This window comes from Pedococcus ginsenosidimutans (assembly GCF_039544395.1).
Classification (GTDB): Bacteria; Actinomycetota; Actinomycetes; order Actinomycetales; family Dermatophilaceae; genus Pedococcus; species Pedococcus ginsenosidimutans.
Genome location: NZ_BAABLO010000011.1, coordinates 658487 through 670162 on the forward strand (window position 1 = coordinate 658487; position 11676 = coordinate 670162).

Sequence of the window (11676 nt, forward strand, 5' to 3'; positions counted from 1 at the left end):
GAGCCGCCAGCGGCGTCGCCGAGTCAGAGGCAGTTCGCCCCGACCCGCAGCTCGACGACGTCGCTCCCGGCAGCGGGCGCGCGGACACCCGGCGGCAGGGGCAGGCTGCCGGTCGGCTTCCAGACGGAGACGTCGAAGTCTCCCTTGCAGTGGGCCGGCCCGTGCGCGAGGCCTCTCCGCTCCCACCCGTCGCCGTCCAGCCGGGCGTCGACGGCCTCGATGGTCGCCGACGCCGACGGCACCGCGTAGTACCGGACGACGGTGGGGCACCCGTCGCCGAAGCACCAGTCGTTGCCCTCCGCGGTCTCCCCGAGCAGCTCGCCACCGGGTGGACCGCCGAACTCGTCGGCGAACGCCTCGACCCGCCCGAAGCCCGGCGTCGCCTGCGCCGGGACGCCCCAGACCAGGAGCCCGATGACGGCCGCCGCAGCAACGGCGAGCGGTCGGCGGTGCCGAAGCCGCCGCACCAGCCACCAGGTCGGCACCGCCAGGGGGACGTAGGCGAGCGCCGACCACCTCCAGGCGGCGACCTCGCCGGCGGCTCCGGACAGCGCGAGGTATGCGGTCGCCACGAGCAGCCAGGACGTCCAGAGCGCCACCAGCCCCACGACGCGCGCCACGCGGCCACCCGTGGTCAGCGGCGCCGGCTCGTCCATGCGCGGAGTCTGGGTGCCACGGATCCGCAGGGACATCGGGGCGCGTACTCAGCCGCGCCGGCGCTTCCTCGCGGCGTCGGTCAGCCGCGGGCCGCCCGACGCTCCCGCTCGACGCGTGACGCGCGGGCCGCCTGGACCCTGGCCTCGCGCTCGCGCTTGAGCTTCATGTGGGGGTCGTCCTCGGGCGTCAGCTGCGCCGGACCGAACAGGTGCCAGCCGAGGTAGCGGATCCCGTACAGCAGCCGGTAGCCCAGGGAGAGCCCTTCGTTCCTGCCTTGCGCCATGCCTACCGCCTCGTCAGTTCGTGCGCTGATGGTTCGTGCACTAACTGTACGCCACTCCTAGGATGGCCTGGTGACCACTTCCTCCGCCTCCGCCGTCCGGGACGAGCCCGCCGACCGGGCCGAGGACCTGCTCGCGCTCGACCGGCAGGTCTGCTTCGCCCTCGCCGTGGCGTCGCGCAACGTCATCGCCCTCTACCGGCCGCTCCTCGAGCCCATGGGGCTGACCCACCCTCAGTACCTCGTGATGCTGGCCCTGTGGGAGGAGGAGCCGCTGCGGGTCTCCGAGCTCGCCCGTCGGATCAGCCTCGAGCCGGCCACCCTGTCGCCACTGCTCAAGCGCCTCGAGGCCGGTGGCATGATCACCCGCACCCGCGACCCCCTCGACGACCGGGCACTGGCCATCTCGCTCACCGCCAAGGGCCGACGCGCCCGGGCCAGGGCCGAGAAGATCCCGCCGGCGATCATGGAGCGGCTCGGCATGAGCCTCACCGAGCTCGAGGGGCTGCGCGACGGCCTGAACCGGCTCATCGACGCAGCCCGTGGAGGCGACGGCGCTCGTCCTGGCGACGGTGTTCGCGGAGACGACGGAACCACTGAGGCCGACGAGTCGAGCGCCACCGATGACTTCCCGAGCCGGAGGCGGTCTCAACGCCCATGACGACGCACACCCTGCAGACGCCCGACGGAACGCTCACCTATGACGTCCGAGGTCTCCTGCCGACCGCCGACGGCCGTCCCCCGCTGTTCATGGTGGGCTCCCCCATGGGTGCGGACGGCTTCGCCACCCTCGCCTCCCTGATGTCCGACCGCACCGTCGTCACCTACGACGTGCGCGGCCTCGGCCGCAGCGTCCGCACCGACGGCAGCGACCGGCTGTCGCCCGAGCTGAACGCCGCAGACCAGCACAGGATCATCGAGGCCCTCGGTGCCGGTCCGGTGGAGGTGTTCGCGAGCAGCGGTGGTGCCGTCAGCGCCCTCGCCCTCGTCGCCTCCCACCCGGAGGACGTGACGCTGCTAGTCGCCCACGAGCCGCCCTGTCTCGCAGTGCTTCCCGACGCCGAGGCGGCCTTCGCGGCCGAACGCGCGGTGCACGCCACCTACGCCTCCCGCGGTTGGGCGGCCGGGATGGCGCACTTCATCGCCATGACCTCGATCCAGGGAGAGATCAGCGCCGAGTTCGCGTCAGCCCCGGCGCCCGACCCGGCGGTGTTCGGCATGACGATGCCGGACGACGGCTCGCGCGGCGACCCGTTGCTGTCGGGGGTCTCCGACGCCATCACCGCCTTCAGGCCCGACGTGGACGCCCTCCGCGCGGCCCCGACCGAGGTCGTGCTCGCCGCGGGAATCGAGTCGGAGGACACCCTGACGTGGCGCACGACCGGGGCCGTCGCCGCACTGCTCGGCCAGGAGGTCGTGGTCTTCCCGAGCAACCACGGTGGGTTCATCAGCAGCGAGGGCGGGTACGGCGGCCAGCCCGAGGCGTTCGCGGCCAGGCTGCGTGAGGTGCTCGACGTCGGCCGCTGACCGGCGAACCCTCAGCCCTCGGCGTTGAACAGCAGCGTGGCGTTGAACAGGCTGATGAGGAACCCGACGACGAGGATGGCGTCGAGGACCCCGTAGGACATGAGGTGGAAGTTGGCGACCTTCCATCGTAGGGGCGCCTCGGCATACACACGTGGCCTCCAGCGACGCAGGCGCTGGACGAACCACACGACGAGGGCGATGCCGTAGCAGATCGCACTGAACTGCCACGCGCTCCGCATGGAGACAGTGTGCCGCGCGGCAGTAGCGTCGTGACCACGCCCCCCACCCCGGCCACGCGAGGCCGGACCCCTGCGAGGACCCGCCATGACCCAGCTCGGCGCCATGCTCGACGCGCTCGCCACCGTCCCGACGGACGGCACGTGCTACGAGTCGAGCGCGCCGCAGGAGTGGCTCGGCTGGGGGCTGATCGCCGGGACCACCACCGTCGCAGCGGCGATGCTGTCGGCGGCGCTGGTGGCTCGGTCGTCCCCACCGAGGGCGACGGCGAGGCGCGACACCACCTTCCGCCGCTGGTGGGCACGCCTGCCCCAGATCCTCGCGCTCGTGCTCGTGGGGTTGCTGCTCGTGATCGGGGTGGCCACCGTCGCGCCCGGCTTCCGGACCGGGTATGCCGCGGAGTCCGTCGTCCTCGTGCTCGCCCTCGCGCCGCTGGTGGCCGTCGCGAGGTGGCGGTCCCGCACCCTCCGCCGCGGCGAGCCCCTCGCCTACCGGCAGCACGTCGTCGTCGCGTGCGCCCAGGTGGTCGCCCTGACCGCCACCGTCGCCGCCCTCGCCACGACCGTCGCCGTCGTCGTCGCCTACGCCCAGGCGACCGTGCCCGTCGACTGCTCGCTCGTGCGCTGACCTCCTGGTCGCCTACGTGCATAGGACTCCGCCGAAACGCGTGTCGTGATGGCCCGGTCGGGTCATTGCCGCTCGGTTGCGGCGGGAGCATCGTTCGATGGGGGCGCCGTGGAGGCGCAGGGAAGCCCGCGGGACTCCGCACCGTCCACGCAAACCCCTGCTAACCAAGGAGGACCAGATGGTCCCCACGTTCCTCACGCTGCTCCGACCTTGCACAGCGGTGGCCGCCGTGGCAGTCACCGGCGCGGTCGTCGCGACCCTCGTCGCAGCACCCGCCTCGGCCACCACGCCTGGCGCCAACGGACGCATCGCCTACAAGCAGTACCTCGACGCAGACCGGACGACGGGCGCCATCTTCACGATCCGACCCGACGGGACGGCAACCCGGCAGGTCACGCGGCCAACAGCCGGCACGGTCGACGACCAGCCCGACTGGTCACCGGACGGGTCGCTGGTGGCCTTCAGGCGCTGCGCCCCCGACACCGTGTGCGCCATCTACACGGTGCACCCCGACGGCAGCCACCTGACGCGCCTCAGCCCCCCGTGCGCCGCCACGGGACCCGACCTCGAGACCAAGTGCCCGGACGAGTCCGAGGTGGCATTCATGCCCGACGGCCGACACGTCGTCTACACGAGGTCGACCGGGCTCGTGCGCGAGTTCCCCAACGGTGAAGGCTTCATCGAGCACTCCGACGTCGTGGTCCGGGACCTCTCCGGCACCCACTCGCGAGTCATCCTGCGTTCCCGCCCCTTCGCCGGGGACAACAACGAGATGGTCGTTTCCCCGGACGGCAAACAGATCGCCTTCCGGCGGGAGAACTCCCCGCTGACGAAGCCGGCCGGGGGGATCGCGCTCTTCGTGATGCGCAGCGACGGCAGCCACATCCGGCGCATCACGCCGTGGTCGCTGCATGCAGGTGACCACCCCGACTGGTCACCGGACGGGCGGTGGATCCTCTTCCGCTCCAACGAGGACGGCGGCTTCCTCGACTCACAGCTCTACGTCGTTCACCCTGACGGCAGCGGACGCCGCCAGGTCACCCACGTGAGCGCCGACACCATGCTGCTGTCGAGCTCCTTCTCCCCCGAAGGCACCAGCGTGGTCTATGCCCGCAGCGGCGTCGGCGGCCAGCCCGACATCTTCACGGCCCGGCTCGACGGCAGCCACGTCCGACAGGTGACGTCCACCTCACTGTGGGACAGCGCGCCGGACTGGGGTCCCGCCAGGAGCTAGACCGCGCCCGCAGGGGTGTCCGCCACCCGGCCCACGGGCCGGGCGGCGGACAGGTGGCTGACCCCCTTTGCCGCCTCCGGCCGGTGGCAGCAGACTGTCGGCCATGACCGAAGCACCGTGGTTCCGTGAGGCCGTCGTCTACCAGATCTACCCGCGCAGCTTCCAGGACAGCAACGGCGACGGCATCGGTGACGTGCCCGGCATCATCGACCGGCTCGACTACCTCAAGACCCTCGGCGTCGACGTCGTCTGGCTCTCCCCCATCTACACGAGCCCGCAGGACGACAACGGCTACGACATCGCCGACTACGAGGACATCGACCCGACCTTCGGCACGCTCGCTGACGTCGACGAGCTCATCGCCCAGGCGCACGCCCGCGGCATCCGCATCGTCATGGACCTCGTCGTCAACCACACCTCCGACGAGCACCCATGGTTCGTCGAGTCGCGCTCGAGCAAGGACAACCCCAAGCGCGACTGGTACTGGTGGCGCCCCGCCCGCGAGGGCCACGAGGCCGGCACCCCCGGCGCCGAGCCCAACAACTGGGAGTCGTTCTTCAGCGGCCCGACGTGGGAGCTCGACGAGGCGACCGGCGAGTACTACCTGCACCTGTTCAGCCGCAAGCAGCCCGACCTCAACTGGGAGAACCCCGAGGTGCGCGAGGCCGTCTACGCGATGATGCGCTGGTGGCTCGACCGCGGCATCGACGGCTTCCGCATGGACGTCATCAACATGATCTCCAAGGTCACCTCGCTGCCCGACGGCGAGCCGATCCCGGGCAACCCGCACCTCGGTGACGGCACCCCGCACTTCCTCAACGGGCCCCGCATCCACGAGTACCTCCACGAGATGCACGCTGCCGTCTTCGAGGGGCGCAAGGAGAAGCTGCTCACCGTCGGCGAGATGCCCGGCGTGACCGTCGAGGACGCCGTCCTCTACACCGACCCCGAGCGCCGCGAGGTCGACATGGTGTTCCAGTTCGAGCACGTCGGGCTCGACCACGGCGACCACAAGTGGGACCGCCGCACCCTCGACCTGCGCGACCTCAGGCGCTCGATGGGCCGCTGGCAGGAGGCGCTGGCGGAGGTCGGCTGGAACTCCCTCTACTGGAACAACCACGACCAGCCGCGCGCGGTCTCCCGGTTCGGCTCCGACGCCCCCGAGCACCGGGTCGCCTCCGCGAAGCTCCTCGGCACCGTCCTGCACCTGCACCGCGGCACGCCGTACGTCTACCAGGGCGAGGAGCTGGGCATGACCAACGTGCCCTTCGCCGCCCACGACGACTTCCTCGACATCGAGTCCGTCAACTACTACCGGATGGCGGTCGCCTCCGGCTCGGACGCGGAGGAGGTGCTGAGCGCCCTGCGGCTCGGCAGCCGCGACAACGCCCGCTCTCCGATGCAGTGGGACGCGAGCGACAACGCGGGTTTCACCACCGGCACCCCGTGGTCGAAGGTCAACCCCAACCACACCGAGATCAACGCTGAGGACTCCCTCGCCGACGACGACTCGGTCTTCCACCACTACCGCCGGGTCATCGAGCTCCGCCACACCGAGCCGGCCGTCGCCCACGGCGACTTCCACATGCTCGCCGCCGACCACCCGAGCCTCTACGCGTTCACCCGGTCCCACGAGGGCACCGAGCTCCTCGTCCTCGCCAACTTCTCGGGCGACGAGCTCGCACTCGACGGGGTCGACGACCTCGACCTCGACGGCTGGAAGACCGCGACGCTGCTGCTCGGCAACCTGGGTGAGCCGTCGGGGAGCACCGCGCCCCTGCGCGCGTGGGAGTCCCGCGTACTGCGCCGCTGACCTCGCGTCGCATTCGCGGGACAGGTGGCGGGTGCCTCTGCCAGCATCTGCCTGTGCTGATTCGTGGGGGCGTGGGGCTCGGGGTGGTCCTTACGGCGGTGTGGATCTACTGCCTGTTGGACGTGATCATGACCGATGAGCACCGCATCAGGAACCTGTCCAAGGCCACCTGGGTGGTCATCGTGCTCTTCACGTTCGAGGTGGGCGCGGTGGCCTGGCTGGTGGCGGGCCGCCCGCAGGGGCCGGCACGCAGCCTGCCCTACAAGGGCAACGCCGGTTACCCCGAGTACGACCGCCCGGGCCGGTTCGTCGCCACCAACCCCGACGACGACGCCGAGTTCCTGCGCCGGGTGCGCGAGCGGGCCGAGGCCCAGCGCCAGGAGGCGAAGCGGCAACGGCTCGAGCGCGAGGCCGCCGAGCAGCGCGCGATGGAGCAGGAGCGTGAACGCCGGACGGGGCGCGAGCACCCCGACGAGACGACCGACCCCCAGCCCGGCTGAGGCTCAGGCGGTCTCCTCGCGCAGCGCAGCCAGCACCTTGGCGTCGATGCCGTCGGGGGTCATCCGCATCTCGTAGTTCGCCTCGCCGGCCCACCGCTCCAGCGCCTCCGCGACGTCGTCGCCGCCGTGGCCGAGCCGGGCGAGCCGTGCCGAGACCTCCTCGGCCAGCGCCCCGGTGAGCGGCTGCACGTCCTCGGGACGCCCGAAGAGCAGGTCGTTCACCCGCAGGAGCCGGGCGAGCTCGCGCGGGGCGTCCGGGTGGTCGTCGACCCTGACGTCCGCGAGCACCCCGCAGCCGTCGTACCCCGCTCCCGGCGCCACCGCGTACAGCGCCGCGCCCTGGCGGCCCCGTGAGTCGCCCCCGGCCTCGTCCCCGGCGAGCAGCGTGGCGATGAGGCGGTCGGTGAGCGAGGCGCCGGCCGAGCCGAGCCACGCGCTCTCCATCGCCTCGACCACCTCGGGACCGGTGAGGATGTTGCCCTGGATGGCGTAGCCGCCGCTCGACTCGCGGCCGCAGACACCGCCGGCCCAGTCCATGCACTCGGCGCCGGTGAAGGTCGCCTGCGCGTCGACGCCGACGACGCCGAGCTGGCGGTGCTCGCGGGCCTCGTCGGGGGTCGTGCAGGCCTCGACAGCCACCGACGCGTCCAGGCCCTCGGCGAGCGCGGCGAGCGCCGTGCCGCGGTAGGACACGCGTGCCATCGCCTGGGTGGCGACGGCACCGACGCCGAGACGCACCTCGGGCACGACCGCGCCGACGAACGGGAACTTGCTCGCGACGGCGACGCCGAACGCGTCACCGACCTGGGCCGCGATGGAGAACGTCATGACGTCGAACCTAGTTGCCCTCGCCCGATCGCGCTGCTGCACCGGCAAGCCGCCGCAGACCGTGGTTGCGGACGGATTGCGTGGGTTCGCCCCGGGTCTGGGAGACTGCCCCATGGCCGCGCGAACGACCAACCCCCTGCTCACCTGGACCACCCTCGCTCCACCCCTGGCACTCGTCGCCCTGGTCCTGGCCTGGGGCCGGGACCTCGGCGCCCTGCCGGTGGTCGTCGTGGCCGCAGCCCTCGCGGCGGCCGTCCTCGCCGCGGTCCACCACGCCGAGGTCGTGGCGCACCGGGTCGGCGAACCCTTCGGCTCCCTCGTGCTGGCCGTCGCGGTCACGATCATCGAGGTCGCCCTGATCGTCACGCTCATGATCTCCGGCGGCAAGGACTCGACCAGCCTCGCCCGCGACACCGTGTTCGCAGCCGTGATGATCACGTGCAACGGCATCGTCGGCCTGTCGCTGTTCGTCGGCGCCCGCCGCTACAAGCTCATCTCCTTCAACGCCGAGGGCACCGGCGCAGCGCTCGCCACGGTGACGACCCTCGCCGCGATGACGCTCGTCGTCCCCACCTTCACCACCGGCGAGACCGGCCCGGAGTTCACCCCCAGCCAGCTGGCCTTCGCCGCCGTCATCTCGCTGATCCTCTACGGCATGTTCGTTTCGACCCAGACCGTCCGGCACCGCGACTTCTTCCTGCCGGTCGGCAAGCAGGGTGAGCCCCTCGCCGACGAGCACGCCAACCCGCCCAGCGACCGCGCGACGTGGAGCTCACTGGGACTCCTGCTCGTCTCCCTCGTCGCCGTCGTCGGCCTCGCGAAGGTCGAGTCACCCGCGATCGAGTCGGCGGTCGCCGCAGCCGGGTTCCCCCAGTCGTTCGTCGGCGTGGTCATCGCGCTGCTCGTGCTGCTGCCGGAGACCCTCGCCGCCGTGCGCGCGGCCCAGCGCAACCGCATCCAGATCAGCCTCAACCTCGCGCTCGGCTCCGCGATGGCCAGCATCGGCCTGACCATCCCGGCGATCGCCGTCGCCATGGTCTGGCTCGACGGGCCGCTGCTCCTGGGCCTCGGACCGACGCAGATGGTCCTGCTCGGCCTCACCGTGCTCGTCAGCGTGCTCACCGTCGTCCCGGGCCGCGCGACGCGGCTGCAGGGCGGCGTGCACCTGGTGCTGCTCGCGGCGTTCGTGTTCCTCGCCATCAACCCCTGAGGTACACCGGGGCGGCCGTCCGAGCCCGCAGCACCGCTCGGCGCGCCCTGTCACGCGCTCCCCGAGTCGACAGGCTCAGCCGTGGGGCGCCGGCTGGGGTTCCTCGTCGTGGACGGGGTGGTCGGTGGCCGCGCTCTCGATGAGGCGGCCCAGTACCTCGACCGTGTGCACCCCCGACAGCCCCACCTTGCGGTTGCCGACGTAGAACGGCACGCCGGTGATGCCGATGTCGCGGGCGGCCTCCTCGTCGGCGCGGACCTCCGCGGAGTACTCCTCACCGGCGAGCACCGCGGACACCCGGCGACCGTCGAGACCGGCCTCGGCCCCGAGACGCTGCAGCGTCTCGATGTCGTCGATGGGCCGGCCCTCGGTGAAGTGCGCGCTGAACATCCGCTCGAGGACGGCTGCCTGCAGCGCGTGCCCTCCCTGGGCCAGACCCAGCGCCACGAGCCGGTGGGCGTTGAAGGAGTTGGCCCGCAGCTGGAGGTCGACCTCGATGTCGATGCCGTCAGGGCGGCCCATGATCGCGGGGCGCTCGGCCATCTCCCGGGCCCCGTCGAGGTCCACGCCGTACCGCTGCGCGAGCCACGGCAGCACCCGCTCCCCCGTCCCCCGCGGCGCGGACGGGTCGAGCTCGAACGCGTGGTAGGTCACCGTGACCTCCGCCGGGTGGGCGCTCTCGGCGATGGCGAGCTCGAGGCGTCGCTTGCCCAGGTAGCACCACGGGCAGACCACGTCGGCCCAGACGTCGATCTCCACAGCAGTCATGTCCCCCATCCTCACACGACCCGCGGGGGCGCGGTATGCCGCCACCGGGCCGGCACGGCCCGGACCGCCACGGACGGACGAGGCCCCCACCGCAGTGCGGTGGGGGCCTCGTCAGGGCGCCGAAGGTGGGCCGTGGTGGAGCTGCTGGGTCAGGGACGACCGTAGGTCACGTCGCTGGACCAGATGGAGCGCAGGCCGACGGCCTTGCCGGTGCGCGGGCTGTCCCACATCATGCCGTTCCCGGCGTAGATGCCCACGTGGTAGGCGGGCGACCCGAAGAACACGAGGTCACCGGGCTGCGGGTTGGAGACCGGGGTGGTCGCCTGGCGCTGCTCCTCGGCCGTGCGCGGCAGGTTGATGCCGGCCTGGCGGAAGACGTAGGCGGTGTAGCCCGAGCAGTCGAACCCGGCAGGGGTCGTGCCGCCGTAGACGTACATGATGCCGGCGTACTGGGCGGCGATGCCCAGGATGCCGCCCACGGCGGGCTTGGAGACGACCGGCGCGGTGCGCTGGGTCGACCGGCTCGCGGCCTGGGGGGCGCGCTCGGGGACGGCCACCACGACGGGCTTCGGCTTGGGCTTGGGCTTTGGCTTGGCCGTCGCCTTGAAGCCGATGACGCCGAAGGCGTCGGCAGCCTGGGGGGCAGCAGCCTTCGGGGCCTGCACGGCCACGGGGGCCGCAGCGGTCGAGGCGCCCTTGGTCGCGGGCCGGGCTGCCGGGGCAGCGGAGGCCGGGAGGGCGAAGGAGGCCACGAGGCCACCGGATGCCGCGATGACGGCGGTGGTCTTCACGGCCGGCTGGGCGGACTTCGCCGCGATGCCGGCCAGCTCGGAGACGGGGTTGAAACGACCTGGCGCGCGGTGGCGACCAGCAGCGTGAGATGACACGGTCAGAGAACCTCCGACGCCTACGAGGTGAGCTGTCGGGTTCGGGTGGAGGTATGTCACCCGGCCCTCACGGTTGCCTCCCGACCTTGCGGGCGCTCTGGTGAGGACTTCACCCCGAGGACCGTCCGGAGACGGACCAAAAGTGGGTCCCCCGCTCCTGTCAAGCGGTCTTGCTGGTGACCCGGGCGTGGTGACAGGACTAGGCGATCCACATCGGGCCAACCACCTCGGGGGGCGAGGAGGTCTGGGACACCGTACACAAGCGCGGCACCCAATGTCACGTTCGGGTCACGGAGGGTCAACAAAAGTCCATGGAAACGCCCGCAACTGGCAACCAAGCCATCGTTCCGGGCGGCCGTTCGTGCTCAGCGGACCGCCTCCGCTAGCACAGGTCGGTCAGACCAGCGCGCCGAAGACGTGCTGGGCGACGTCGTCCGGCAGCGACACCGCCGTGGACTCCGGCGCACCCTCGCGCAGGGCCACCACGCGGCCGTCGGCCCGGTGCACCCGGACCCGCTCCCCCGGCAGGAGCCGGGCCACGGTCAGCAGGCTGAGGGCCTCGTGGTCGACCTGGACCGGCTCGCCGATACGACGAACCAGCACGGTCTCGGGCGACTCCTTGGCGAGCTCGGTCAGCGTGTGGAGCCCGAAGCGGAAGTCCTCGCTCGGCTCCTCCTCGCCCAGCTCGTCGAGGCCGGGGATCGGGTTGCCGTACGGCGAGTCGTGGTGGTCGCGCAGGAGGGCGAGGATCTTGCGCTCGACCCGCTCGGACATCACGTGCTCCCACCGGCAGGCCTCGTCGTGGACGTACTCCCACTCCAGGCCGATCACGTCCACGAGCAGCCGCTCCGCCAGCCGGTGCTTGCGCATCACGCGCGTGGCCAGGAGGCGTCCCTCGTCGGACAGCTCGAGGTGGCGGTCGCCGCCGAGGCTGAGCAGGCCGTCGCGCTCCATCCGGGCCACGGTCTGGGAGACGGTGGGGCCGGAGTGCCCGAGACGCTCGGCGATCCGGGCGCGGAGGGGGACGATGCCCTCCTCCTCGAGCTCGAAGATCGTCTTGAGGTACATCTCGGTGGTGTCGATCAGGTCCGTCACAGGGCCAAGCCTC

13 protein-coding genes, 1 pseudogene and 1 riboswitch are annotated in these 11676 nt (G+C 71.9%); of the genes and pseudogenes, 7 read left to right on the forward strand and 7 right to left on the reverse strand.

Annotation, left to right across the window (positions count from 1 at the left end; all coding sequences use genetic code 11):
- Nucleotides 1-23: 23 nt before the first annotated feature.
- Together ABEA42_RS14025 and ABEA42_RS14030 are read right to left on the reverse strand one after the other, a co-directional pair.
- Nucleotides 24-656 carry a hypothetical protein gene (locus tag ABEA42_RS14025; RefSeq protein WP_345504241.1) on the reverse strand — a complete coding sequence of 211 codons (633 nt, stop codon included), beginning with the start codon at nt 654-656 and terminating at the stop codon, nt 24-26.
- Nucleotides 657-736: 80 nt separating this feature from the next.
- A complete protein-coding gene (locus ABEA42_RS14030) occupies nt 737-940 on the reverse strand; it encodes a hypothetical protein (RefSeq protein WP_345504243.1) in 204 nt (67 codons plus the stop codon).
- Nucleotides 941-1010: 70 nt separating this feature from the next.
- On the opposite strand from ABEA42_RS14030, the pseudogene ABEA42_RS14035 reads away from it, so the two are divergent.
- Together ABEA42_RS14035 and ABEA42_RS14040 are read left to right on the forward strand one after the other, a co-directional pair.
- A pseudogene (locus tag ABEA42_RS14035) lies at nt 1011-1478 on the forward strand (MarR family winged helix-turn-helix transcriptional regulator); the annotation flags it as partial.
- A gap of 116 nt (nt 1479-1594) precedes the next feature.
- The gene (locus tag ABEA42_RS14040) at nt 1595-2464 is read left to right on the forward strand and encodes an alpha/beta fold hydrolase (protein ID WP_345504245.1); all 870 of its coding nucleotides are present in this window, start codon (nt 1595-1597) and stop codon (nt 2462-2464) included.
- An 11-nt stretch (nt 2465-2475) separates the two neighbouring features.
- Here ABEA42_RS14040 and ABEA42_RS14045 read toward each other — a convergent pair whose 3' ends face one another.
- Nucleotides 2476-2703: a hypothetical protein gene (locus ABEA42_RS14045; protein ID WP_345504247.1), complete on the reverse strand. Its 228-nt coding sequence runs from the start codon at nt 2701-2703 to the stop codon at nt 2476-2478.
- 85 nt (nt 2704-2788) lie between these two features.
- Here ABEA42_RS14045 and ABEA42_RS14050 point away from each other — a divergent pair, with 85 nt between their 5' ends.
- The 4 genes from ABEA42_RS14050 (at nt 2789) to ABEA42_RS14065 (ending at nt 6875) form a co-directional block, all read left to right on the forward strand.
- Nucleotides 2789-3328: a hypothetical protein gene (locus ABEA42_RS14050; protein WP_345504249.1), complete on the forward strand. Its 540-nt coding sequence runs from the start codon at nt 2789-2791 to the stop codon at nt 3326-3328.
- A 178-nt stretch (nt 3329-3506) separates the two neighbouring features.
- Nucleotides 3507-4562, forward strand: coding sequence for a TolB family protein (locus ABEA42_RS14055; RefSeq protein WP_345504251.1), 1056 nt, complete (start codon nt 3507-3509; stop codon nt 4560-4562).
- A 103-nt stretch (nt 4563-4665) separates the two neighbouring features.
- On the forward strand, nt 4666-6375 hold the full coding sequence (locus ABEA42_RS14060) for a glycoside hydrolase family 13 protein (RefSeq protein WP_345504253.1): 1710 nt from the start codon (nt 4666-4668) through the stop codon (nt 6373-6375).
- Between the two features lie 98 nt (nt 6376-6473).
- Entirely contained in the window at nt 6474-6875 is a 402-nt protein-coding gene (locus tag ABEA42_RS14065; RefSeq protein ID WP_345504473.1) for a PLDc N-terminal domain-containing protein, read from the forward strand.
- A 3-nt stretch (nt 6876-6878) separates the two neighbouring features.
- On the opposite strand, the gene ABEA42_RS14070 is transcribed toward ABEA42_RS14065, so the two are convergent.
- Nucleotides 6879-7703, reverse strand: coding sequence for a DUF1028 domain-containing protein (locus tag ABEA42_RS14070; RefSeq protein WP_345504255.1), 825 nt, complete (start codon nt 7701-7703; stop codon nt 6879-6881).
- Nucleotides 7704-7815: 112 nt separating this feature from the next.
- On the opposite strand from ABEA42_RS14070, the gene ABEA42_RS14075 reads away from it, so the two are divergent.
- Nucleotides 7816-8913 (forward strand): calcium:cation antiporter, encoded by a 1098-nt coding sequence (locus tag ABEA42_RS14075; RefSeq protein WP_345504257.1) that lies wholly within the window; start codon nt 7816-7818, stop codon nt 8911-8913.
- Nucleotides 8914-8988: 75 nt separating this feature from the next.
- Here the strand turns inward: ABEA42_RS14075 and ABEA42_RS14080 are convergent, their stop codons facing one another.
- The 3 genes from ABEA42_RS14080 to ABEA42_RS14090 all read right to left on the reverse strand — a co-directional run bounded on the left by ABEA42_RS14080 (nt 8989) and on the right by ABEA42_RS14090 (nt 11663).
- Nucleotides 8989-9681, reverse strand: coding sequence for a DsbA family oxidoreductase (locus ABEA42_RS14080; RefSeq protein ID WP_345504259.1), 693 nt, complete (start codon nt 9679-9681; stop codon nt 8989-8991).
- A gap of 149 nt (nt 9682-9830) precedes the next feature.
- Nucleotides 9831-10568, reverse strand: a complete 738-nt coding sequence (locus ABEA42_RS14085; RefSeq protein ID WP_345504261.1) for a C40 family peptidase — start codon at nt 10566-10568, stop codon at nt 9831-9833.
- 2 nt (nt 10569-10570) lie between these two features.
- Nucleotides 10571-10745: riboswitch (cyclic di-AMP (ydaO/yuaA leader) on the reverse strand.
- A 219-nt stretch (nt 10746-10964) separates the two neighbouring features.
- Nucleotides 10965-11663, reverse strand: coding sequence for a metal-dependent transcriptional regulator (locus ABEA42_RS14090; protein ID WP_345504263.1), 699 nt, complete (start codon nt 11661-11663; stop codon nt 10965-10967).
- Nucleotides 11664-11676: the final 13 nt, after the last annotated feature.